Origin of the sequence: Polaribacter sp. NJDZ03 (genome assembly GCF_019263805.1) — a bacterium.
In the GTDB taxonomy this organism is placed as follows: Bacteria; Bacteroidota; Bacteroidia; order Flavobacteriales; family Flavobacteriaceae; genus Polaribacter.
Genome location: NZ_CP079195.1, coordinates 2,275,782 through 2,298,486 on the forward strand (window position 1 = coordinate 2,275,782; position 22,705 = coordinate 2,298,486).

The window sequence follows — 22,705 nt, forward strand, 5'->3', positions numbered from 1 at the left end:
GCTGGCTTCTCGCCTACTTACGAAAGTCCTCGCGGACTTTCGTGGTCGGTAATTATTTACTAAATTAACTGCTTGAAACACGCAACAAACCATATACAACAACGTTGTAAGTAATGCAAAAAAAAAATGAGATAACTAAATGAAACTTGAAATTGATATACAAGACGAGAAAGTAGAAAATCTCAGTCCACCTGCTGAAGTTAGATTAAATACAGTCGTCAGTAAATATTCTAATGACATTCTAGATGAAGCTAGTAGAATTGAAACAACAAGAAATAGTGGACATTCACCTGAAATCACAGCTACTATTATTGATGATGCTGTTGATTTTAATAAAAGGTTTCGTGTTCGAAAAAAGAATTCTACACCAAAAATTATAGCTTTAATTGTAGCTTTTATAAGTACAATATTAACAGGTGGCTTATTCAAAACCGAAAAATTTAACGAACCAAAATACTTATTACCTTTTCTACTTGTATTTCTTATCTCAATTATCGCAAATATTTACATATTCTTAAACGACAATAACAATGAATAATAAATTTGAAAACATCTTAACAAAGTCGGCTAAGGAAGAACTTGAAAAATACTTAATCGAAGAAAAAGAAAGAATTCTTAGTAAAGCTTATGAAAAGGCATCTAACGTTGATGACAATGTTAAAGAAATTGCTTTAAGAGATATTTTAGAAGCAAAAGACCAAAAAGAATATCTACAGAAACATATAAATAAATCAGAATCAAAAAGAAAGAGAATCGTAAGATTACTCACAATGAGTGGTGTGTTATACTCTATAATTGGTATTTTAATTTACCTGTATCAAAATACAAAATTAGATATTAGAGATAATTTAGGTTTAATTGTGACAGCTGTTGGTATTCTTGTAACTTTTATGGCTTTCTTTTATAATCAACTTTATATGCTTAAAGAAAAAAATAAAATAGAACGTGGGGAAATAAATAGTTATTCTACTGAATCAGATTTTTCTATTGTTGAACGCTGGACTGTAATAGAAAAACTAACTCGAGAAATAATTGAAAAGCAAAGTAATGAAAAACCAAAATCTTTCAATCAAATACTTGAATATTTAAAAAATAATAAATCACTGACTGAAAAAGAACATTTAGAATTAAGAGAATTATTAATCTTAAGAAATAAAATTCTTCACGAATCAATTAATATATCTAAAACTAAAAGAAAAGAATATTTAAATTTAGCTGACAATTTGATAGATAAATTAGAAAAGCAATAAGCACTACTTACAACACCGTATATAATTTATTGCTTGCTTCTCGCCTACTTACGAAAGTCCTCGCGGACTTTCTTGGTTGGTAATTATTTACTAAATTAGTTCCTTTAAACCACGCAACAAACCATATACAACAACGTTGGCAACTATAAAACGAACGAATGAAAATTGGAAATAGCATTTTAACTTTTTTACTTTTAATAACATCATTTTATTCATTTGCTTGCAGCTGTTCTCAAATAAAAATCGTGAATGCTTACTCAAATCTTGAATTTATTGGAATTGTAGAATTCCAAACTTTGAATGAAATTGAAAATAGTGAAAGTATCTACGAATCAACTTATATAATTAAGGAGTTATACAAAGGAAATAGAAACGAAAAAATTTATATTAATAGTATGAAAGGAAGTTCTTGTAGCTTCTTGCCTGAAAAGAATAGTGAATATTTGATTTTAGGTTATAAAGAAAACGACGGAAAAACTATGATTTCTTTTTGTTTAGCACAAGGAAATCCAAAAAAGGAAAGTTTATCAATATTAAGAAAATTAAGTAAGGAAAAAATTGAACAAAATATAAGTTCAAATCTTCGCCAAATTGCGAAAGAGGAAATTAACAACAATCTTTTTGAAAAATCTGTAAAAGGAATTTTTCTGTATAAAGTTCATTTAGACTCTGAATTAAAAATAAAAGAAATAATTCCGCAAAATGAGAATGCTAAAAAGAACTTTAATGAAAAAATAAGAAATGAATTTAAAAATAAAATTTATTATCAAAAAAGTGAGGAAGAAATAAAACTAAAAAAGGAAAAATTGACTTCATATATAATTCTCAATTGGGGAAAAAATTATGAAAACGAACGAATAATAACAACATCAAGATTATAAATTACAGTTGCCAACACCGTGTATAATTAATTGCTGGTTTTAGCCAATTTACGAAAGTCCTCGCGGACTTTCTATCTGTGATTTATTTACTAACTTTAGTGCTTAAAACACGCAACTAATCATACACAACAACGTTAGCACACATAAAAAAATCCAAGAGAAAGATGGGAACATTTATTACTTTATTAATTGTTGGAGGAATTATTCTTTTGATTGTGAAATCTTCTAAAAAAAGTACACAATCAAAAAATAACACGAAGGAACAAAATCCAATAACTGTTGAAATAAAAACATCTTATAGTTCAAGTTCAAGTTCATATAAAGCAGAAAAATTCCCGCCAATTCAACAAGATTCTAATGAAGATTGGATTTTAAATCCTAAATCACCATTTAAACTCACACTACAAAATGCAGAAAAGCAAATAGCGGAAAAAATAAGAATAATTTTAGATGACGATGAAATTAGAGAATATGAAAAAGAAAAGGAATTAGTTGGACTATTCGCATTACATAATCTTCGTCTTAAAGAAATAGAATCTTATAAAAATGAATATGGAAAACAATATTTTGAAAAAATTGAAAAACTAAAAAAAGAATCAAAAGATTGGGAAATTTCAGGAATTAAAGACAAAGAAGATATTCTTATAGACTTTAGAAAAACAGCAATAAGTGAACTTTACGAAAGAGCTAATTGCAATTTAGAAATACTTTTTGAACACGAGCCAAAAGACATAACAATAGACGATGAATTAATAAAGGAATATGGTTTTAAAAATATACAAACATATTTAAGTTACGCAGATAAATTAGATAAAGTTCGTGTAATGTCAGCAGATTCATATCCTCGACCAATATTTGAAAAACTTTCTGAATTGGGATTATCAAAAAGAGGAAATGAAATACCGAATGACGAAATATTACTCACTTTAACTCTTAAAGACCTAAATCAAATAGCAGATAATCAGGAAAAGAAATATTACAGAAAAAAACAAGCTGTAGATTTTATTTTAGAAAAAAACAATGTAGAAGAGTTAATTGGAAAGAAAATTTCACTGAGAGAACTTTTTAAATTAAATCCATTACCGGAAAAATACAATTCGATTAATCTCAATGAACTTTCCAAAACTTGGAAATATCACGAAGAAGAAGTAAAATTACTAACACAAACATTTAGAAATTCATTTTATTCCTGGCAAGAACTAAGAGGAGATAAAGAATATATTAAAGGATATAAAGTTCAACCATTACATAACGAAAATGCTTGCCCAAAAGCGATAGAATGTTCTAAGAAAAAGTATTCAAAAAATTCACCACCGAAAGTACCATTTCATATTGGTTGTGATTGTTATTTGAATCAAGAATTGGACTTTTAAATTAATCAAAAATTACGTGTGCTAACACCGTGTATAAAAAATTGCTTAATTTAGTACTTAACCAAAGTTAGTTGCATTTTTATAAACTTCTATTTTCCTGCGGAAAATAGCCGTTCATTTAAAACGCAACTTTCCATAACACAACAACGTTGGCAAACATTATGAAAATTAACATCCGAAAATTCTTACTAACACTTTTGATTTTGACATCTTATAATGTAATTGCGTGTGAATGTATTATTATTAAATCCGTTCAAAAAGAATTTATAAATGCTGACTATGTGTTAACAGGAAAAGTTATTTCAATTGATTTTGTACAAATACTAAAAAAAAATAGAAAAAAAACTGAAATACTGACATCTGAATTTCGCGATGAATTAGATATTTTTAAAGGACGAGTATTAGCAAAAATTACACTAGAGACGACCGAAATATTAAAGGGTGAAAAAAGAAAAAAAGAAAAGATAATTTATACTGGTAGTGGCGGAGGTGATTGTGGTTTTAATTTTAAAGAAGGTGAAGAATATCTGATTTATGCATTTAAAAATAGTTGGGGAACTAAAGAGCTAAGAGAAAGTAATAGAAAATACAAGAATGCTCTTTACACAGATACTTGCACAAGGACTAAAATATTTGACAAGAAAGAAATTGAAAATATTAGATTACTTATTGAATAAAAACGTTTGCCAACACCGTATATAATTTATTGCTAGTTCTAGCCTACTTACGAAAGTCCTCGAGAACTTTCTTGGTCGGTAATTATTTACTAAATTAGTTGCTTGAAACACGCAACAAACCATATACAACAACGTTGCCATTCATTGGCGGAAAACACTCAGAAACAAAAAATAAAAATAAAATGAATACTAATAACAAAAATAAATTTGGACTAATAATTTCAACAGTTTTAATTTTATTAACAATGATAACTCTAAAATATAATGCTATTGAAACGGGAGCAATTATAGATATTTTTCTTTATTCAGCATTTATAATTAATTTTTCATTAATCTTTGATATTTTCAAAAGTAAAAAAAAGACATCTTAAAAATATTGAACACTTTGCTCAATCAGTCGGAGTTGAAAATATTACGGAATCAAATGCTGACCGAAATCAGAATTTTGGAATTATGACAAGTTTTGCAATTGAGCAAAGTCTGGGATTTTTACTATGGCGAAAATCGAAACAGAATTCCAAAGTTGCGGAATTAAAAATCTTTTGGGTTTTACAAGTTTGCGGAAAAAAATTGGAAAACCTATAAAAACTGAATTATAAAGGAAAAACAACGAAATGGCAACACCGTATAAACTTTATTGCTGGTTTTAGCTCACTTGGGAAATTCCTCCGGAATTTCGCCGTTCGTGTTTTATTTATTAAATTCACTGCTTAAACAACGCAACAAAGCTTATACAACAACGTTGTAACCAATTAAAATGAACGAAGAAATAAAATCAAATCTTGAATACTTATTCAACATTAATTATAATAATATAAAGTCAATTTCTTTCGAGAAAATAATTGATGATATAATAATTGAAGAAGCTGAAACTTATACAATTAATGTAGATGATGATTCAGTAACACAAGGTTTGAGGGAAATTGAGATAACAAAATTGCTTAATGCAAAAAATAATTCTGAATTAATTACTGCCTTTGAAAATGTGAAGAAAATGAAATTTGATGAAAAAGAAATCATAGCTGAATTTAAAACTGAAATATTGAATTCTATTACACAATTGAGAAATAAAATTGACTCTGAAAATAAAGGTTTCAAAAATCAAATAATATTTTTAGAATATGATTACGAACCTCGTGCCTATTTTTGTGGTTTTGGAAAAGGAGATTATCCAATTTTAAAAAAACCTGAATATTTTGAATTTAACTTTAGAGAAGAATTATATGCAGGAATCGGAAAAGTAGATTATAGTAAAATTTGGAAAAAACTAACATCAATAAACGAGATTTTGGAAGATATAGATATAGACCAGCTAGTTTGGGAATCTGAATTGTATCAAAATTTACGAAATTCTATAAAATTCAAAACATATTTATTACTTAATAAAGCTTTTGAGGAAATTGGAATTAAATCATTTAAAGGAATTGAAATTGAAAAACCTTTAATGATATATGGAAATGAACGCATTTGTGAACCAATTAATATTTATAGTTACGAATAAAATAACTGGTTACAACACCGTGTAAAAAAAAATGCTAGTTTTAGACCACTTACGAAAATCCTCGCGGATTTTCTTGGTTTGTGTTTTATTTACTAATTTTATCACTTAAAACACGCAACTTTTCTTACACAAACACGTTAGCTGTAATAAAACCGATGAAGCGTCCTGAAATAGGTTGACTAAAAATTAAACATTTAATTATAGTCACTTATGAAAACACAAAAAGAACACTGGCGAAAAAAAAGCTACGAAAAAGTAACTTTAGAACTCAAATTATTCGTCGTTGACCAAATTCAAAATGGTCAGATTTCTACTAACTTTGCTTCCAAAAAATATGCCGTTCCAAGGACGACAATTGGGTATTGGATCAAAAAATATAGTACTTTAGTCCAACAAAACACAGGTATGAGTAAATTAGATGAAATTAAAAAACTAAAGGAACGTATTGAAGAACTGGAGTTTGTAAAGGACTTTAAGCAAGATATTATTGCAGATATGGAAATCATTACTGGCGTCGATTTGTCAAAAAAGTCGTTACCAAAAACATTAGCGAAAGAGATAGAACTAAAAAAGAAAAACCGTTTAAAAGAAAATGGTTCTATCAGTGTTTTGGGTTTAGTAAACAAGCCTCTTACAAAAGAGAAAAAGTAAAACAATGTAAAGCTATAAACGACACTAAAATAATTAAGTTGGTCAAAGAATATCGTAAAAAAGTAAGCTCTAGGACTGGCGGTAAAAAACTCTATAAAGAACTTAAAAATCGGTAGAGATAAATTTTTTGATGTATTAAGACTGTATAATTTACTCGTACCTAAACTCAAAAACCACATAACTACCACAAACACTAATCAACTATTTAAAAAATATAAAAACCTCATTCAAAACAAAATACCTACTAGACCCGAACAACTTTGGGTCAGTGATATTACATACATTAAAACAGAAAAAGGACACAACTATTTAGCAATTAAATCCAAGCATTATTGAAAATTAAGTAACATAGAATTATAACGATCTTCAACTGTTTTAATAACATAAGACTTATCTAAATTTAAACCCTCTATATTCTTTATTTCATTAAATTCTCTCATATTAGTATCACCCCACAAACTGAATTCTATAATTATTGGAGTTAAACGAATTCCTTTTTCTGTTAACAAATAAATATTTTCTTTTTTGTTTTCAGGTATTTTTGTCTTGGATATTAATTTAAAAGATTCCAACAATTTTAAGCGTGCAGACAAAATACTTGGCGCAATACTCTCGTCTGAATCAGATATTTCTTTGAACGTCTTTTTATGTTTAATTAACATATCTCGTATAATTAACAAAGACCATTTATCTCCTACAATATCTAATGTAGAAGAGATTGGACAGCCAGAACGAAATTCTTTTTTCATTTTTTTTACAGATTATTACTATCAATTCGAAAGTAATTGTTACTTTTGCTTTCAATTCAGTAGCAAAAATACAAAATTTAAACAAGAATTATGTTAGCAGGACATTTTACAACCGCATTAATAGCTAAGCAAAAGTTCCCAAAAGGAGCTTTCCTTTATTTTTTAATCATATCACAATTACAAGATTTATTGTGGTTTACATTCCATTATTTAGGACTTGAAGTTACTGCACCAAGTGATGCTTTTGATGCCACTTTAAGTAACATGGCTGTTGATATGTTATATAGTCATGATTTAGCACCTTTATTATTCTGGCTAGCTATTGCATTTGTAATTGGAAAATTATTATTTAAAAGCACGCAAATAGGATTAGTAAGTATGGCTTTAGTATTAGTACACTTTGTATTAGATTTCTTTTCTGGCCACATGCATCATCTATTTGGAGCAGGTACAATGGACGCTGGTCTTGGCTTGTATGCTTCTAACGTATATTTAGCAATTTTTATAGAAGTAATATTCATCATTGTATCACTTTGGTATTTCTTTAGAGGAGAGGCAAAAAAAGAAATTATACGAACTACTAAAAATAAAATTGCCATTATTTCTGTTTTTGCTTATGGAATTGTTTTTATGACACTAATTGCAACACACTCATTTAGAGATATTTTAGGTATTCCTGAATTTGATTTAGGTTTTAACACCAATATGCCTACTCTTATATTTACTTATGGAGCAATGCTTTATTGTTTAAATTCTTTTGTTCCGAAATACAAGGTTAAATAAAAAACAACACTATGATTGAAGGAATTATCAGCTTCATTAAAGAACTGAAAATCCGTAACGAATACTTATTTTATTTTGGTTTGTTATGTGTAATTCTTTCAATTGTATGTATCGTTCTAACCAAAACAACATCTGCACAGGTACATGGTGTAAATGCTTGGTTTAAGCCTTTCAAATTTGCAGCTTCAATAGGATTATATTCTTGGACTATGGCTTGGTATTGCCATTATCTGTCCGATTTTAATGTAACACCTTTTAATTGGACAGTAATTACATTGTTCGGCTTAGAGCTTATATATATTATTTTTCAAGCATCAAAAGGACAATTATCTCACTTCAATAATAGCACACCAACATATTCCCTTTTATATACATTAATGGGCTTAATAGCAGTACTTGTTACGCTATATACAGCATATATTGGTGTACTTTTTTTTACACAGTCTTTTACAAGTTTACCAACTTATTATGTTTGGTCAATTCGTTTGGGTATTTTAATTTTTGTTATTTTTTCATTCGAAGGAGGCTTAATGGGGTCTCGTATGAACCATAGTGTTGGAGCTATTAACGATAATTCTAATTGGTGGCTTGTGGGTTGGAGTAAAACTGTAGGCGATTTAAGAGTTTCTCACTTTATAGGAATGCATGCTTTACAAGTACTCCCATTGCTTTCTTTTTATATTTTTAAAAACACAAAAGCAACAATAGTTATTTCGGTACTTTACGGACTTCTTGCAACATCTACATTAGTTCAGGCCTTAAACGGCAAACCTATTATTTCTCAAAAGGAAGTAAAAGAATCGAAATAAATAACAGCAGACAACAATATAAAAAAACAATAATAGCTTAAGCTGTAGCGCTACCATTTTTATTTATCAATTAATCACATCTCCCTTAAACTAATTGATAGCACAACAATTTTTAATTTTCGACATTAAAAAATACTCGTCTTCAAATAAATTACAATCCATATTAATTTATTGACTTATGTCAAAAAGTTTGGCTTCAAATAATATTAATTTTGTTAATCGAAAAATTAAACATAATTCAAAATGGAATTAGCAGCATTAAACACAATACAAACAACTAGTAGTAACCGTTAGACAAAGCATTAATACATCTTTGAAATGGAAATGAGGTTATCTTAATTGATGAAAATAGAGAAAACAAAGGTAATTGGATCAAGTAGTTGTGCTAGAATTCTTACTTCAAAATTATCTGCTGTAAATTTGGTAATTGATAAAACTGCATCGAAAACCTTACATCAAAAATTCACATAACTTACAATCTATAGATTAAAAAAAATAAATTACTAAAATCTTAATGTTTATCAACAGTAAAAAAAAATTAATATAAACTTTAGATTACATGGTATAAAAACAAAAGTTATTATGGCAATTTATGCAATTGGAGATATACATGGTAGTATAAACGCATTAAAAACTATTTTTCAACAGGGTTTGATAAAAGAAAATGATAAAGTTGTTTTTCTTGGAGACTATATTGATAAGGGCCCTGATAGCAAAGGCGTTATTGATTGGTTAATTGAAAAAAACAAAACATTCGACTTCGAATTTATTCGTGGCAACCATGAGGTAATGATGACACTTGCCAAATCTTCCACCAAAATATTTAAGCATTGGCTAAACGATTATGGAGGATCACTTACATTAAACTCCTATAATATTGATGATACCCAAAGTTGGATGCATCAAATAGATAAAAAGCTTTGGAATTTTATTGATTCTTGCTTACCTTATTTAGAAATTGGAGAATTTATTTTTGTGCATGCAGGACTTGAAAAAAACAAGCATTTAGAGGAACAAAATGAGCATTATTTATATCATAACAAGTTTGAAAAACCAACAATTTATGACGCAAATAAAATAGTGATTTGCGGACATACTGCTCGGATAAATGGAAAAATAGCAGATTTTGGTCACACAATTTGTATTGATACTTTTGCACATGGTGGCATGTGGTTAACTTGTTTGAATGTTGAAACAGGCCAGTTTTTAAAAGCAAATAACAAAGGAGAAATAGAAGAAGGAAAATTAAAAAAAATGCATTTAATCTCTTAAATTGAATTTAGCTAGTTTTAGAAAACACGGTATTAAGGCACGTTTATCTTTAAAAAAACTAACAAAAATAGACTTCTTAAAAAGCCTTCTTTTTATAAAATGAATATAATAAAACTGATCTAAAATCTGTCTTTAAATGACTAAAAATGGACTGAATTTCGTAAATTAGTAGCTGTAAAAAAACAAAAACGTTTTATTGTATGAAAGTAATCATTCAAAACAAAGTGACGAAATAATGTTATGGAAAGAAAGATAGGAATTATTTACTCTTCTATAGACGGACAGACTAAAAAAATTTGTAAAAAGCTAAGTGCTAATTTCAATAAAAATCAAATAAAAACAGCACTATTTTCAATTGAAAATTTTAATGGTAATTTATCTGAATTTCACACACTAATAATTGGAGCTAGTATTAGATATGGAAAACACAACAAACAAGTTTATGAATTTATCTTAAAAAACAAAGAGCATCTTAAAGAAATAAAAACGGCCTTTTTCTCAGTTAATTTAGTGGCAAGAAAAGAAGATAAAAACACCCCTTCTACAAATCCCTATCTAATTAAATTTATAAAAGAAATAAATTGGACTCCAGATTTCTTAGAAGTATTTGCAGGTAAATTAGATTATAAATCATATTCAATAATAGACAGAATTATGATTAAACTAATTATGAGATTAACGGATGGTCCTACAAAATCTAAAGAACCAATAGAATTTACCAATTGGCAAAAAGTAGACGATTTTAGTTTAAAAATAAGTCAGAATTGCAAAAACAAACACATTACATTGTAAGTTTAACTACAAGGTAATGTGTTAATCAATTCAAATTATTTCAATAATTCTGGAGTATTAAGAATCAATTCTATTTTTTTAATAATTACAGTAATTTGACTCATCTGCGCTTCTATATTTCTAAAATAAAGACTAATATCTCTGTTAACCCAACTTTCAGAAATAACTCTAGCACCTAAGCTAATTCTTAAAACAGCACTTTGTATATCATCTTCATACTTAACGTTTACCGCCTGCCCAATATGACACTTTTGTGCCGCAAGCCTTATAATCTCTAAAGATTCTCCTTCAAACTTATTAGAAAGGTCGGAGTTTAAAAGCGTGTATAATTTTTTTACATTCTCTACAGATAATACTTCTTTATTTTTAAGGATGAAAAAAGGAAAAATAGTACGAATATTTCTTATTCCAAATTCTTCATTACCTACATTTGGTTTATCACCATAAACAGGTTTTAAAAAGGCTGCGTCTTTTATAGAGTCTTCTATAAAATTACAAAACATCTCAATCCCCATATTTCTGTATAAAATAGGCGTTTTATAATATCTATCCATTTCTACTATAGCAGCATTCCAACGCATATAAGAACCATAATTAAATCCGTCCGATAATTCTTTAGAACAAAACCAATTAACTGGCCAATCAGAATGATTAAAATATTGCGTTAATCCTTTAGGCAACTTCTTTTTGGCATCAGTAATTTGCTGACTCACACATTCTGGAAAAATTAATGCTCCAGAATACGGAGGTCCTGTAAAATATTTACTTCCGGTAATACTAACAATATACCCCTTGTTTAAATAATTCTGAATGTCTGCAGGATCTAATCTTAACTGTGCAGCATCTATAATTACTTGTAGTGACACCTCTTTAAGATCATCTATCTCTTGCATCATTTTTACACTAGGAGATTGATAGCCTAATTTAGAATGATCCATTACATGCAATATCGCTTGTCTTCCTAATTTATAAGTTTCAGTAATGGCTTCTAAAACTTCTGCATCTAATTTTTCTGATGATTTTAATATTCCTTTTTCATCTCTAAACGGAATTTTAATTAAATCTACATCTCTAAAACCTTCCATTTTATCTCCCTTTTTAACGGGATAGTTCAAAGCTGTATTATTCTCGAAATGACATCCTTTTAAGGCTGCCGGAACTCCACTACCCGTTTCATCAGAAGCAACTAAAATATGCGTAATTTCTTTGTCGGTAACAATTTGACTAATAGCAGCTATTTGAAGTGATGAATCTGTGCCTGAAGGAGAAAAAATTATTTCGCAAGCATCATTTAAAGTAAAAATTTTTCTTAAATTACTTTTTAATAATTCAGAAAACTCAATGGCACTTTCTTTAAAACCGTTTTTTAAACTATTCTTAATTAAAATACTTCTAGCTTTATCTGTTTTATCAAAAGCAAAATTAGACACACTTGTTGCTGTAGAAGAGGCAAACGTAAAAGCTTCTGGTCTTGGAAATGGCCTACAACCATATTTATTTAACAAAGCTATTTCATCTATATTTAACCTAAAATCTCCACCATCCATTAATAAATACTCTGTAGGTTTTGCTAGATTATCAACAATTGGCTTCCAAGATTTTTCAAATATTTTATCCCCAGTATTTAATCCATGAAATGCTTCTAACTCTTCATGATTTAATAGAGATTCTGCATTTAAGCTATCATCACTTTTTATTAAGTTAATTAAAAAATAATCAACATTTTCTAACTTTTCTTTATCTTCTTTAGGTAATAATTTGTAGAATATTCTAGTTACTTCTAGCGCTGCAATATTACATAAAGAAGTGTCTTTTTTTTCGCCCTCTAAAGATTTATACCAAAGCTGCCATTCTATTCCGTATCGTAAATAAACTAAAGCTAAAACAGGGTTTCTTAAATACAACGCTCCAATGATTATTGATTTATTCGGAACAATTTTAAAAACTTTTGGTACTGTATTAGAAGTAATAATATTAATGTTATTTATTTTTGGTACCGTATTAAAACGCTTTAAAACATGAACTAGATAATTAATATTTTCTTTTTCAAATAAAGACGTTCTTTTATATTGATCTTCTATCGGTATATTATTTGTCATAAGTGCTTTATTTTAAACGTTTATTACAACGTCGTTTTCTCTAATGAGAATGTTTTACGGATTATTTAATCTGTAAATATTTAGTATTTTTTCAGTTGCAAAACTCTGAAAAAAAAGGGTTAATTAATCAATTACTTTGTTAATTTTTTATTTATATAAACTGCAATACCACAGAACTGTTTCAGTTTTTAACTCTGTATTATTAAATCAATTACAAAAAGAGACTACACAGGTTTCTAACCAGAAATAATTAGCTTTTAAAATCAATCTTTTTACACAGTTACATTTTAAAAATAAGTAGCTAATTTCTTTTCAATAAAACTTGGAATTCTTTTAGGCAAACGAGACTGAACATCTACAAAAACAACATCTAATTTAGCTTTACTTAGCAACTCCTTTTGTTCATTTGTTATTTCAAATTCAAAACAGAAACGAACCTTTGGCATTTCTTTAATAATTGTTTTTATGGTAATCAACTCGTCAAAATGAGCTGGTTTTCTGTATTTTATATCAAAAGAAATTACAGGTAACATTATTTGATTCTCCTCTAACTTAACTTCATCTAAACCTAATTTTCGCAATAATTCATTGCGTGCTTGGTGACAATAAATTACATAATTGGCATGGTATACATAGCACATTTTATCGACTTCCCCATAACGAGGTCTTAATTGAAAAAGATCAGTTATCATAACAATTCTGTTCTGGTTTTTCACCATTAAGTTGATGCCTCATCTTACGCTTTTTAATCTTTAAATAATATAATAATTACTAATGATGACATGCGTGTGCATGACCTTTTTTATGTTTGTGATCATGACTTGCACAACTAACATCAGTATCAGAAATTTTTCCTTCAACAAATTCTAAAATTACGTCTGCAGATTTACCAGAACAACCGCGTACTACGTCAACACCAGCAACCACTAATTTACTCTTTGCACTATCACCAATATTACCAGCCAACATAAATGTTACACACTCCTTTACTAAAACACTAACAATATTAGATTTACAACCACACTTACCATCCGACTCTAACAATTTTAAGTCTAAAATTTCATTTGTATTAGAAAAAGTATAGATTTCATAATACTTACATCTTCCAAAATGGTCTGCAACCTTGTTGTCTTTTGTTATTGGGATTGCTATTTTTTTCATAACGAATCAGTTATTTTTACTATTGTTCTCCTATTGTCTTTTTTACGTCTTCCTTTTCTAAAAGGCCTATTTTCTAGTGATTGATTAACATCGGATTTGTTTTTTCTACATTTCCCTAATTTCATTCCTGTTTTTGGTCCTAAACCTTGTGGACCATTGTTATCAAAATTCGGCATATTCTATTCATTTAGATTCACTAACTCATCTTTATCATTGTCAGGACAATCGCCACATGTTGTCGGATTTGTAACACCGTCAATTAATTTAAAACACGTTTTACATTTGTACCAATCTTTTTCAAATTCGAAGTTTCCGCCTTTAATAACAATCGATTTCCCCTCCACAAATCCTTTTGCAATTTTTTTTAAGGCACTGTTATAAATTCTAGTAAGCGTAGGTCTAGAAACCTCCATTTTTTCTGCCGCAGCATCCTGAGAAAGATTATCATAAATAACCAATTTTACCGCCTCATATTCTTCATACTGCATATCGACATGCTCCGTATCACAAAATCGAATTCCAAACGGTTTAAAACCCAGCATTTTTGGTGGATGATTTACTTTTCTTTTCTTATGAGGTCTAGGCATCTCTTAAATTTTACTCAAAGTTAATGAACCTACGTTCATAATAAAGAAAAAATAGCATTAATTATCAAAAAAAATTAGAACTTTATTTCTTATCAAACTAACTAAACCTATTTGTGCTATTTTATAATTAAATTTGCGGTCTATAAGAATAATCAATGAGCATCATTTCTAAAGACATACAAAAAGCGATACAATTATTAACCAACGAAGAGCTGGTAGCCATACCTACGGAAACCGTTTATGGTTTAGCAGGAAATATTTTTAGCGAAAAGGCAATAAAAAGCATTTTTTCGACTAAAAAGCGTCCGTTTTTTAATCCGTTAATTGTACACATTCCTTCTGTTGATGCTTTAGACGGAATTGTAACGCACATTCCTGAAAAAGCAAAGTTATTAGCAGCTGCTTTTTGGCCAGGATCTATGACTTTGGTCTTAAAAAAGGACAAAAAAATTCCAGATATTATTACTGCCGGTAAAGATACAGTTGCTGTTCGTGTACCAAATCATCCGGTAACTTTAGAGTTATTAAGACAACTACCATTTCCTTTAGCAGCGCCAAGTGCCAATCCTTTTGGAAGCATAAGTCCTACAAAACCAGCACACGTAGAACGTTATTTTAAGCATGATATTCAGCAAGTTTTAGATGGCGGAGCTTGTACAAACGGTATTGAATCTACCATTATTGGTTTTATAGATGATGAACCTATTATTTACAGATTAGGTGCCTTAGCTATAGAAGATATTGAAGCGGTTGTTGGTAAGATTAGTATTAAAAACAAAGAAGAAATAAGTCCGGATGCTCCAGGCATGTTGGCAAGACATTATGCGCCTGCAACTCGTACTTTTTTGGTTGATGATATTGCGAATGAAGTTAAAAAGCATGTAGGTAAAAAAATTGGTGCGCTACCTTTTAAAAATTCTTTAAATGATGATTCTCTAACAGAAATTATTTTATCAGAAAAAGGATCTTTGCATGAAGCTGCTTCTAAATTATATGATTCTTTACACGAATTAGACCATCTAAAATTAGATGTAATTATTGCAGAACGATTTCCTGAGCATGGTTTAGGAAAATCTATTAACGACCGATTGCAACGTGCAACTTTTAGCCTTTAACTTGATATTTTTTTAATTTGACTTATTTCCAAAAATTTAAAGCAGATATTTCTAGCGCTGAACTTCCAGAAAAATTTACGTTTCCGTTTTATTATCAACCTCATCAGCTAGCAACCATTGCTACAAATGAATTGCAAGAATATTTAGAAAATCAGACAGATTTTAAACACAATTTTGGACTTACAGAAGAGGAAAACGAATTGCCAATCGGTAAAATGTTTGGGGTGTTGGTGGTTAAAAACCAACAAAATGAAATTGGTTATTTAGCTGCCTTTTCAGGAAAATTAGCTGATAAAAGTTTGCCAGAAAAATTTGTTCCGCCAGTTTTTAACATGAGAACAGAAGGAAGTTTCTATATTAAAGGTGAAAAAGAAATAGACCAAATAAACGCTCAATTATCTCTTGTAAAAAAGGATAAAAGTTATTTAAAACTAAAGAAAATCTTTTTTAAATTATCGAAAGAAATTGAAGAAGACTTAACACAGGAAAGGAAAAAATTAAAACTTCAGAAAAAGGATAGAAAGTCTAGAAAAACAAACGGACAAGCAACTTTAAACGAAGTTGATTTTAATAACCTCTACAAAGTATTAGTCCAAGAAAGTTTTAATGACCAATTTTATTACAAAGAACTAGTAGAATACTACGAAGATAAAATTGCAAAAAAAAGAACAGAATTAGCACTTTTTGAAGATAAAATTGCAGCCTTAAAAAAAGATAGAAAAGAAAAATCTAATTATTTACAACAAACTCTTTTTAGTAAATATGCTTTCTTAAATCATAAAAAAGAGAAACGAAACCTATTAAACATTTTTAATAATCCCGAAATTAAACCTCCTGCTGGTTCAGGTGAATGTTCTGCTCCTAAATTATTACAACACGTTTTTTTAAACGACTATACGCCTATTTGTATGGCCGAATTTTGGTGGGGAATTTCGCCAAACTCAGCAATTAGAAAACACAAAAACTTTTATCCTGCCTGCCAAGGTAGATGTAAACCTATTTTAACACACATGTTAGAGGGTATTGCTATGGATGAAAATTTATTGTTAGAAAATTTGGCAGAAAAACAGGTATTAGAAACCATTTATGAAGATGATGTTTTATTGGTTATAAATAAACCAACGGAGTTTTTATCAGTTCCAGGGAAAGATATTTCTGACTCAGTATATACTCGAATTAAAGAAAAGTACCCAGATGCTACAGGGCCATTAATTGTACATCGATTAGACATGTCTACTTCCGGAATTTTATTATTAACCAAAACAAAAGAAGCTAATAAAGTATTACAAAGTCAGTTTATAAATAGAACTATAAAAAAGCGATACGTTGCTTTATTAGATGGAAACCTAACTGAAGAAAGTGGAAAAATAAAACTTCCTTTACGTGTAGATTTAGACGACAGACCTAAACAATTAGTAGATTTCGTTCATGGAAAAAATGCGGAAACAGATTGGAAAATCATCAAAAGAGAAAATGGAAAGACAAAAGTCTATTTTTACCCAATTACAGGACGAACACATCAATTAAGAGTTCATGCTGCCCACATAAACGGACTAAACACTCCGATTGTTGGTGATGACTTGTATGGAAACAAAGAAAATAGGCTCCATTTACATGCAGAGTTTATAGAATTCTCACACCCAACAACCCATAAAAAAATGAGTTTTACAGTGGCTCCAGATTTTTAGAAAAATGAAAAACCGATTCCTAAAGAAACACTATTTAACCTGTTATTTTCGAAACCAATGATTCCTTTTCTATGAAAATCTAATCGAATAACAGTGTTCCATCTTTCTTCTCCTGCAACCTGTACACCTATCCCTAAACCAAAATAATTTCCATCAGGATAATTAGAAGTGGGCGTCCACATTTTCCCATATCTCGCTTCAACAAAAAAAGCATCATCATCCTTTTCTGTAATATTATATTTTAAACTTCCATACGTAGGAAAAGCACTTACGGCATAGTTCCAATGATAATCAAAACCTGAATTAAAAGCGATAGCCAATTTTCGCTTAAATTCATAACCAAAACCAACTCTAAAAAATAGTGCAGAAGGTATAATTAAAGGACCATTGTCATCATCCGGACCTATTTTATAATCTTCATTAACTCCTAAAGTAAAATTAACATCCCCTGTAAAAAAAGGTCTTCCAATTTTCTCTTGTGACGAAGATTGTAATGCACATAATAGTACAATTAATACGAGTGTTTTTTTCATAAAAAACTTTGATTGTTAAAACATCTGCAATAATTATTCCAATCCCTCAATTCATAAAAATATTGATTAGTGTCCGATTATTTTTCTTGATAAACCTTTGTAAATAAGTAATTTTGCATACTTTTTAAATGACACTCTTGTTTTTTAATAATTTAATTAAGGAAAGATATACTAATTTTAGTTGAAATTAGATCTGTTTGTCAAGCAGTTAGAGCACCGTCTTGATTCTTGATTCTAAAAGCGAAGCGGTCTTATGTCTTTTATCGGACAATAATGAAAAACTAAGATTTTAAAATTTTAAGAAAGGAACTTCTATCAACCTCCCTTGCTCCCAAACTCGCTAAATGATCATTATACATTTGGCAATCTATTAAAGTGTATTCTTTCTTTTTAGCGAGATGAATAAATGCCAATTTAGAAACATTAGAAACTTTACTAAACATACTTTCTCCACAGAAAATATTGTTAATCTCTAAACCATATAAACCACCTACTAATTGATTGTCTTGCCAAACTTCTATAGATTTTGCGATGCCTTTATGGTGTAAATTAATGTAAGCCTGCTCCATATCATCAGTAATCCAAGTACCAAAACCATCACTCCTTTCAATATTTTTACAGTTGTAAATTACTTCTCTAAACGCCTTATTTTCCGTGATGATAAATTCATTTTTCTGTATAATTTTTCGCATCGATTTAGACACTTTAATTTCACCAGGAAACAATACCATTCTTTCTAACGGACAATACCAAACAATAGGGTCTCCTTCCGAAAACCAAGGAAAAATTCCATTTTTGTAGGCACAAATTAACCGTTCATCAGATAAATCTCCACCTAAAGCGATAATTCCATCTTTTGTAGTTAATTCATAGGGAGGAAATTCAATTTTATCTGTAAGCCAAATCATAAAAATTTATTTGTTGCTAAATTAAGGAATTCATAAAAGAGTAGGAATATAAATTATTGTTCACTTTATAAAAATTAAGTCCTTATTTTTGTACTCTGTTTAAAGAAAAAGAGAAATCTAAAAATGGCAAAAAAAAGAAAACAAAAAACAAAAACGCATAGAGCAAAACTAATGCACTCCTATTTTCATAGAACGGGGTTCTATATGTTTATATGGGAGAGTTTAAAGAAAGCTTTCTGGCCAATTGTAATTGTTGTTGCATGTTTATTTCTTTTTAACGAATATGTATATAATATCAATGATGGATTGCATCATTTTACAGAAACGGTTTCTAGACTTACGGTTTTAATATTCTTTTTTGTTTCTGAAACCTTGTTAGGCCTAGTGCCTCCAGAAATTTTTATTGCGTGGTCTAAAAAAACACCTGACCCAATATTAAACTTAACAATTTTAGCTACATTATCATATTCTGGTGGTTTAGTTTCTTACTTTATAGGTAAAACTGCATTAAGAATTAAGTCGGTTAAAGAATATTTAGAAGTAAAAATGGCTAAGAATTTAAAAAACACTCGCAAATGGGGTGGTATTTTAATTCTAGTAGGTGCTTTATTTCCATTGCCTTTTTCAATTGCTTGTATTGCTGCAGGAATGATAAAATACCCTTTTAATAAAGTTGTATTTTTTGGTTTATTTCGTTTTATTAGATTTGCAATATATGCTTGGGCAATTTTTCAGGTTGTAGATTAAATTCAGATTAAAAATAATTATATTAGTATTATGGGATTAACAAATAATGACATTTTAAAAAAACTACGTGTAGCTCATAAATTACGCGATACAGATATTGTAGAAATTTGTGCTTTGGTAGATTTTACAGTAAGTAAAGCAGAATTAGGTGCCTTATTTAGAAGTGAAGAACACCCAAAATATGTAGAATGTCAAGATCAAATATTGCGTAACTTCTTAAACGGATTGGTTGTTCATTTACGAGGACCAATGCCTAAAAAAGGTGAAAAGAAATAAGTTTTTATTTTTTAGATTGCTTCGCTTTTAGACGCAAGAAACAAACTAACAAAAAATAAACAAACCTTTATAAAATATAAAAGAGAGATTTCAATAATGAAATCTCTCTTTTTATTTGTCTTGATTCTTAATGCTAAAAATCTTAATACTATTTAAAACGGTAAATCGTCTGGCTCTTCATCTGTAACTTTAGATGCAGGCTCAAATTGATCTACTGGAGGCAAATTACCACCTGCAGATGCTTGAGATAAGTTTTCTATTCTCCACCCAACTATTGAGTTAAAATATTTAGCTTCACCTTGTGGGTTAATCCACTCTCTACCTCTTAAATTGATAGATACTTTTACATCTTGCCCAACTTTGTAATTGTTTAATAAATCAGTTTTATCTTGTTGAAACTCGATATTAATCATTTGCGGATATTGATCATCTGTTGTAACCACTAATTCTCTTTTTTGAAATCCGTTTGATCCAAATGTTTGAACGTCTCCAATTAATTTTACTTTACCAATAACTTCCATAATTTCTAATTTAATAAAAGTACTTTCCAAGCACTTTCTACATCATTCTTTTTTAAATACTCTTGGGCAAATGTATGTTTTTTTGTGGTTTCTAGTCCAATAAACTCTAAATGATCTTTCTTAAAGTTATTAACATCTGCTTCTGTTGGCAATTGTTCTACATTGCCCAGCATGCCTAAATTATTACCCGTTAACACGTTGCTATTTCTTATTTCTAAAGGTATTTTATCAACTCCAATGCCCAAAGTAGTAATTGGTTTTGGTATCTCAAAAAAACCATCTTTAGCCCTTGTGTAAAAATTACCTCCTGCTCTTGCCACCAAGTCTATTTTATGCTGATCTATGCTTCCGTCATCTCCTAAAACGTCTTCAGAAATATGTACTTTTACCACCTCGCAAATTATTAAATTTCCAGCTCCACCTTCATCACCCGTAAAAATAACATCATTTACTTTGCACTCTAATTGCACTGGAGATTCTGCTACTCTAAATGGTTTTATAAGATCTGAAGGCAACATGGTAAACCCTGCTTTTTCAAACTCATTTACACCTTGCGGATATTCTGTACTACTTAAAGACATTTGCTGTACCATGGCATAATTTACCACATTTATAACCACTTCTTTGGTAGCCAATACATTCTCTAACGTGTGTTTTGTAGTGTTATTTTTTACCCTTCTAGCAGGAGAAAAAATTAATATGGGTGGATTTGCTCCAAAAATATTAAAAAAACTAAAAGGGGATAAATTAGGGTTTCCATCTGCATCAACCGTACTAGCAAAAGCAATAGGTCTTGGAGCAATGGCGCCTAATAAATAACGATGTAATTTTTGGGTAGAAATCTCTTTTGGATTGATGGATAGCATACTTATAAATTTTATTAATTGCCATTTAGAGCACAACTAAAAAGTTTAACGAAGTCTTTATATCCGTTTGATACTTTTATCAAAATAAATTATTGATAAAAAGTAAATATGCTAACTGGCAAATATTATTTGCTTTGTAAAGATACTATCTAATCTTTAAATGAGTTATACAGAGGAAACCTTATATTTGTTTTGATGAACATTTTTTCTAATACCCTTTTATTTAAACGAATTACCATACTTGTTTCGTTTATTATTGTTTCTTTAATTTTATGGAACACCTACACTTTCTTTCAGAAATTTAAGCATGAAGAGCGTATAAAAATGGAAATTTTAGCAACTGCTCAAAAAGAAATTGCTAGCGACACCAACTTAGATGCTAATGTAGATTTGCCTTTAAAAATTATTGAGAATAACAACAATATTCCCATGATTCTGGTAAATGATAAAGGAGAAATAGAATATTTTCAGAATCTTGATTCTGTAAAAGCCTTAAACCCTAAATATCTAGAAAAGCAACTGATAGAAATGAAGGCAGAAAACCAACCGATTGAGGTTAGTTATAAAGGAAAAAATAAACAGTTTATTTATTATCGAAATTCAGATTTATTAAACAGATTAACGTATTATCCTATTGCGTTAATTTTAATTTTATTTCTATTTGTAAGTGTTATTTATATGTTTTACAGCTCTAATAAAGTTGCGGAAACCAATAAACTTTGGACAGGTATGGCTAAGGAAACAGCGCATCAAATTGGTACACCTTTGTCTTCTCTTTTAGGATGGATTGCCATTTTAAAAATGGAAAAAGTAGATGATAAATATGTAGAAGAAATACAAAAAGATGTTAGCAGGTTAAACACTATTGCCAATCGTTTTTCTAAAATTGGCTCTACGCCAGAACTTGAAAAAGAAAATGTGGTTGCTATTACAAAACAAGCTTTCGATTATTTAGAGTCTAGAAGTTCTAAGCAAATTTCTTTCTCTTTTACAACTTCAGACACCGAGATCTACACCAATTTAAACACAGAATTATTTGGTTGGGTTATAGAAAACCTCATCAAAAATGCTATTGATGCTATGTTGGGTAAAGGTCAATTAGATCTAAACATAGAGAATACACCCAAGAAAGTAAAAATTACAGTTTCAGACACCGGAAAAGGAATGCCTAAAAAACTATTTAAACAGATTTTTAAACCTGGTTTTACTACTAAAAAACGTGGTTGGGGCTTAGGTTTATCACTATCTAAACGTATTGTTTCTGATTATCATAAAGGAAAAATATTTGTGCAAAAATCTGAAATTGGAAAAGGAACTACTTTTGAGATTTCACTGAATAAAATTTAGTTTCTTCTTATACTAAAAAGAAACTACATACCATCCTTCCTCATAAAATAACGAAAATAATAGCTTTAAAACACCAATCACAGCTACTATTAGTCCTTTTTTAATCAGTAAAAATACCG

General features: G+C 29.2%; 26 protein-coding genes. 16 read left to right on the forward strand and 10 right to left on the reverse strand.

All coding sequences use genetic code 11. The features are described from left to right. The first annotated feature begins 139 nt into the window (after window positions 1-139). The 7 genes from KV700_RS09615 (at window position 140) to KV700_RS09645 (ending at window position 6,333) form a co-directional block, all read left to right on the forward strand. Complete coding sequence (locus KV700_RS09615; protein ID WP_218597754.1) at window positions 140-538, forward strand: hypothetical protein; 399 nt, start codon at window positions 140-142, stop codon at window positions 536-538. Beyond that, window positions 531-1,250 carry a hypothetical protein gene (locus KV700_RS09620; RefSeq protein WP_218597755.1) on the forward strand — a complete coding sequence of 240 codons (720 nt, stop codon included), beginning with the start codon at window positions 531-533 and terminating at the stop codon, window positions 1,248-1,250. The genes KV700_RS09615 and KV700_RS09620 overlap by 8 nt, the downstream gene beginning before the upstream one ends. A gap of 158 nt (window positions 1,251-1,408) precedes the next feature. Next, entirely contained in the window at window positions 1,409-2,131 is a 723-nt protein-coding gene (locus tag KV700_RS09625) for a hypothetical protein (RefSeq protein WP_218597756.1), read from the forward strand. A 164-nt stretch (window positions 2,132-2,295) separates the two neighbouring features. Continuing rightward, window positions 2,296-3,504 carry a hypothetical protein gene (locus KV700_RS09630; RefSeq protein WP_218597744.1) on the forward strand — a complete coding sequence of 403 codons (1,209 nt, stop codon included), beginning with the start codon at window positions 2,296-2,298 and terminating at the stop codon, window positions 3,502-3,504. A 161-nt stretch (window positions 3,505-3,665) separates the two neighbouring features. Continuing rightward, on the forward strand, window positions 3,666-4,181 hold the full coding sequence (locus KV700_RS09635) for a hypothetical protein (RefSeq protein WP_218597757.1): 516 nt from the start codon (window positions 3,666-3,668) through the stop codon (window positions 4,179-4,181). Between the two features lie 757 nt (window positions 4,182-4,938). Continuing rightward, window positions 4,939-5,682, forward strand: coding sequence for a hypothetical protein (locus tag KV700_RS09640; protein WP_218597758.1), 744 nt, complete (start codon window positions 4,939-4,941; stop codon window positions 5,680-5,682). 210 nt (window positions 5,683-5,892) lie between these two features. Next, window positions 5,893-6,333: a helix-turn-helix domain-containing protein gene (locus KV700_RS09645; RefSeq protein WP_218597759.1), complete on the forward strand. Its 441-nt coding sequence runs from the start codon at window positions 5,893-5,895 to the stop codon at window positions 6,331-6,333. A 329-nt stretch (window positions 6,334-6,662) separates the two neighbouring features. On the opposite strand, the gene KV700_RS09650 is transcribed toward KV700_RS09645, so the two are convergent. Continuing rightward, window positions 6,663-7,082: a helix-turn-helix domain-containing protein gene (locus KV700_RS09650; protein WP_218597760.1), complete on the reverse strand. Its 420-nt coding sequence runs from the start codon at window positions 7,080-7,082 to the stop codon at window positions 6,663-6,665. A 90-nt stretch (window positions 7,083-7,172) separates the two neighbouring features. On the opposite strand from KV700_RS09650, the gene KV700_RS09655 reads away from it, so the two are divergent. The 4 genes from KV700_RS09655 (at window position 7,173) to hemG (ending at window position 10,738) form a co-directional block, all read left to right on the forward strand. Then, complete coding sequence (locus KV700_RS09655) at window positions 7,173-7,865, forward strand: hypothetical protein (RefSeq protein WP_218597761.1); 693 nt, start codon at window positions 7,173-7,175, stop codon at window positions 7,863-7,865. A gap of 11 nt (window positions 7,866-7,876) precedes the next feature. Further along, window positions 7,877-8,674 (forward strand): hypothetical protein, encoded by a 798-nt coding sequence (locus KV700_RS09660; protein ID WP_166387867.1) that lies wholly within the window; start codon window positions 7,877-7,879, stop codon window positions 8,672-8,674. A 582-nt stretch (window positions 8,675-9,256) separates the two neighbouring features. Continuing rightward, a complete protein-coding gene (locus KV700_RS09665; RefSeq protein WP_218597762.1) occupies window positions 9,257-9,946 on the forward strand; it encodes a metallophosphoesterase family protein in 690 nt (229 codons plus the stop codon). A 240-nt stretch (window positions 9,947-10,186) separates the two neighbouring features. After that, a complete protein-coding gene (hemG, locus tag KV700_RS09670; RefSeq protein WP_218597763.1) occupies window positions 10,187-10,738 on the forward strand; it encodes a menaquinone-dependent protoporphyrinogen IX dehydrogenase in 552 nt (183 codons plus the stop codon). Between the two features lie 35 nt (window positions 10,739-10,773). Here hemG and KV700_RS09675 read toward each other — a convergent pair whose 3' ends face one another. From KV700_RS09675 to KV700_RS09695, 5 genes are all read right to left on the reverse strand, one after another. After that, window positions 10,774-12,837, reverse strand: a complete 2,064-nt coding sequence (locus KV700_RS09675) for a hypothetical protein (RefSeq protein WP_218597764.1) — start codon at window positions 12,835-12,837, stop codon at window positions 10,774-10,776. Window positions 12,838-13,124: 287 nt separating this feature from the next. After that, complete coding sequence (locus tag KV700_RS09680) at window positions 13,125-13,529, reverse strand: thioesterase family protein (protein ID WP_218597765.1); 405 nt, start codon at window positions 13,527-13,529, stop codon at window positions 13,125-13,127. Between the two features lie 79 nt (window positions 13,530-13,608). Beyond that, entirely contained in the window at window positions 13,609-13,998 is a 390-nt protein-coding gene (locus KV700_RS09685; protein WP_218597766.1) for a NifB/NifX family molybdenum-iron cluster-binding protein, read from the reverse strand. Next, complete coding sequence (locus tag KV700_RS09690; protein ID WP_166387877.1) at window positions 13,995-14,174, reverse strand: DUF5320 domain-containing protein; 180 nt, start codon at window positions 14,172-14,174, stop codon at window positions 13,995-13,997. Before KV700_RS09690 ends, KV700_RS09685 begins: the two co-directional genes overlap by 4 nt. A gap of 3 nt (window positions 14,175-14,177) precedes the next feature. Continuing rightward, window positions 14,178-14,585 (reverse strand): DUF134 domain-containing protein, encoded by a 408-nt coding sequence (locus KV700_RS09695; protein ID WP_166387879.1) that lies wholly within the window; start codon window positions 14,583-14,585, stop codon window positions 14,178-14,180. A 155-nt stretch (window positions 14,586-14,740) separates the two neighbouring features. Here KV700_RS09695 and KV700_RS09700 point away from each other — a divergent pair, with 155 nt between their 5' ends. Then, window positions 14,741-15,700: an L-threonylcarbamoyladenylate synthase gene (locus KV700_RS09700; RefSeq protein ID WP_218597767.1), complete on the forward strand. Its 960-nt coding sequence runs from the start codon at window positions 14,741-14,743 to the stop codon at window positions 15,698-15,700. Window positions 15,701-15,717: 17 nt separating this feature from the next. After that, window positions 15,718-17,388 (forward strand): RluA family pseudouridine synthase, encoded by a 1,671-nt coding sequence (locus KV700_RS09705; protein ID WP_218597768.1) that lies wholly within the window; start codon window positions 15,718-15,720, stop codon window positions 17,386-17,388. Here KV700_RS09705 and KV700_RS09710 read toward each other — a convergent pair. Next, window positions 17,385-17,921 (reverse strand): hypothetical protein, encoded by a 537-nt coding sequence (locus KV700_RS09710; protein ID WP_218597769.1) that lies wholly within the window; start codon window positions 17,919-17,921, stop codon window positions 17,385-17,387. The two genes, KV700_RS09705 and KV700_RS09710, sit on opposite strands and share 4 nt — an antisense overlap. 281 nt (window positions 17,922-18,202) lie before the next feature. After that, the gene (aat, locus tag KV700_RS09715) at window positions 18,203-18,829 is read right to left on the reverse strand and encodes a leucyl/phenylalanyl-tRNA--protein transferase (protein ID WP_166387887.1); all 627 of its coding nucleotides are present in this window, start codon (window positions 18,827-18,829) and stop codon (window positions 18,203-18,205) included. A gap of 123 nt (window positions 18,830-18,952) precedes the next feature. Between aat and KV700_RS09720 the strand changes: the two genes are divergently transcribed. Both KV700_RS09720 and KV700_RS09725 read left to right on the forward strand, forming a co-directional pair. After that, window positions 18,953-19,576, forward strand: coding sequence for a YqaA family protein (locus KV700_RS09720; protein ID WP_166387889.1), 624 nt, complete (start codon window positions 18,953-18,955; stop codon window positions 19,574-19,576). A gap of 30 nt (window positions 19,577-19,606) precedes the next feature. Further along, window positions 19,607-19,852, forward strand: coding sequence for a DUF1456 family protein (locus tag KV700_RS09725; RefSeq protein WP_166387891.1), 246 nt, complete (start codon window positions 19,607-19,609; stop codon window positions 19,850-19,852). A 152-nt stretch (window positions 19,853-20,004) separates the two neighbouring features. Here KV700_RS09725 and KV700_RS09730 read toward each other — a convergent pair whose 3' ends face one another. Both KV700_RS09730 and KV700_RS09735 read right to left on the reverse strand, forming a co-directional pair. Further along, entirely contained in the window at window positions 20,005-20,373 is a 369-nt protein-coding gene (locus KV700_RS09730; RefSeq protein ID WP_068449396.1) for a DUF3127 domain-containing protein, read from the reverse strand. A 5-nt stretch (window positions 20,374-20,378) separates the two neighbouring features. After that, window positions 20,379-21,239 (reverse strand): flavin reductase family protein, encoded by an 861-nt coding sequence (locus KV700_RS09735; protein WP_166387893.1) that lies wholly within the window; start codon window positions 21,237-21,239, stop codon window positions 20,379-20,381. Window positions 21,240-21,434: 195 nt separating this feature from the next. Here KV700_RS09735 and KV700_RS09740 point away from each other — a divergent pair, with 195 nt between their 5' ends. Continuing rightward, on the forward strand, window positions 21,435-22,586 hold the full coding sequence (locus KV700_RS09740) for a HAMP domain-containing sensor histidine kinase (RefSeq protein ID WP_218597770.1): 1,152 nt from the start codon (window positions 21,435-21,437) through the stop codon (window positions 22,584-22,586). Window positions 22,587-22,705 lie beyond the last annotated feature (119 nt).

Bases quoted from the DNA above. Each gene is read 5' to 3' on its own strand.
- KV700_RS09720 (WP_166387889.1), top strand. From the start codon at position 18,953: ATGGCAAAAAAAAGAAAACAAAAAACAAAAACGCATAGAGCAAAACTA.
- KV700_RS09680 (WP_218597765.1), bottom strand. From the start codon at position 13,529: ATGATAACTGATCTTTTTCAATTAAGACCTCGTTATGGGGAAGTCGAT.
- KV700_RS09625 (WP_218597756.1), top strand. From the start codon at position 1,409: ATGAAAATTGGAAATAGCATTTTAACTTTTTTACTTTTAATAACATCA.
- KV700_RS09740 (WP_218597770.1), top strand. From the start codon at position 21,435: ATGAACATTTTTTCTAATACCCTTTTATTTAAACGAATTACCATACTT.
- KV700_RS09660 (WP_166387867.1), top strand. From the start codon at position 7,877: ATGATTGAAGGAATTATCAGCTTCATTAAAGAACTGAAAATCCGTAAC.
- KV700_RS09630 (WP_218597744.1), top strand. From the start codon at position 2,296: ATGGGAACATTTATTACTTTATTAATTGTTGGAGGAATTATTCTTTTG.
- KV700_RS09725 (WP_166387891.1), top strand. From the start codon at position 19,607: ATGGGATTAACAAATAATGACATTTTAAAAAAACTACGTGTAGCTCAT.
- KV700_RS09665 (WP_218597762.1), top strand. From the start codon at position 9,257: ATGGCAATTTATGCAATTGGAGATATACATGGTAGTATAAACGCATTA.
- KV700_RS09635 (WP_218597757.1), top strand. From the start codon at position 3,666: ATGAAAATTAACATCCGAAAATTCTTACTAACACTTTTGATTTTGACA.
- KV700_RS09640 (WP_218597758.1), top strand. From the start codon at position 4,939: ATGAACGAAGAAATAAAATCAAATCTTGAATACTTATTCAACATTAAT.
- aat (WP_166387887.1), bottom strand. From the start codon at position 18,829: ATGATTTGGCTTACAGATAAAATTGAATTTCCTCCCTATGAATTAACT.
- KV700_RS09735 (WP_166387893.1), bottom strand. From the start codon at position 21,239: ATGCTATCCATCAATCCAAAAGAGATTTCTACCCAAAAATTACATCGT.
- KV700_RS09645 (WP_218597759.1), top strand. From the start codon at position 5,893: ATGAAAACACAAAAAGAACACTGGCGAAAAAAAAGCTACGAAAAAGTA.
- hemG (WP_218597763.1), top strand. From the start codon at position 10,187: ATGGAAAGAAAGATAGGAATTATTTACTCTTCTATAGACGGACAGACT.
- KV700_RS09690 (WP_166387877.1), bottom strand. From the start codon at position 14,174: ATGCCGAATTTTGATAACAATGGTCCACAAGGTTTAGGACCAAAAACA.
- KV700_RS09615 (WP_218597754.1), top strand. From the start codon at position 140: ATGAAACTTGAAATTGATATACAAGACGAGAAAGTAGAAAATCTCAGT.
- KV700_RS09685 (WP_218597766.1), bottom strand. From the start codon at position 13,998: ATGAAAAAAATAGCAATCCCAATAACAAAAGACAACAAGGTTGCAGAC.
- KV700_RS09700 (WP_218597767.1), top strand. From the start codon at position 14,741: ATGAGCATCATTTCTAAAGACATACAAAAAGCGATACAATTATTAACC.
- KV700_RS09655 (WP_218597761.1), top strand. From the start codon at position 7,173: ATGTTAGCAGGACATTTTACAACCGCATTAATAGCTAAGCAAAAGTTC.
- KV700_RS09695 (WP_166387879.1), bottom strand. From the start codon at position 14,585: ATGCCTAGACCTCATAAGAAAAGAAAAGTAAATCATCCACCAAAAATG.
- KV700_RS09650 (WP_218597760.1), bottom strand. From the start codon at position 7,082: ATGAAAAAAGAATTTCGTTCTGGCTGTCCAATCTCTTCTACATTAGAT.
- KV700_RS09710 (WP_218597769.1), bottom strand. From the start codon at position 17,921: ATGAAAAAAACACTCGTATTAATTGTACTATTATGTGCATTACAATCT.
- KV700_RS09620 (WP_218597755.1), top strand. From the start codon at position 531: ATGAATAATAAATTTGAAAACATCTTAACAAAGTCGGCTAAGGAAGAA.
- KV700_RS09675 (WP_218597764.1), bottom strand. From the start codon at position 12,837: ATGACAAATAATATACCGATAGAAGATCAATATAAAAGAACGTCTTTA.
- KV700_RS09730 (WP_068449396.1), bottom strand. From the start codon at position 20,373: ATGGAAGTTATTGGTAAAGTAAAATTAATTGGAGACGTTCAAACATTT.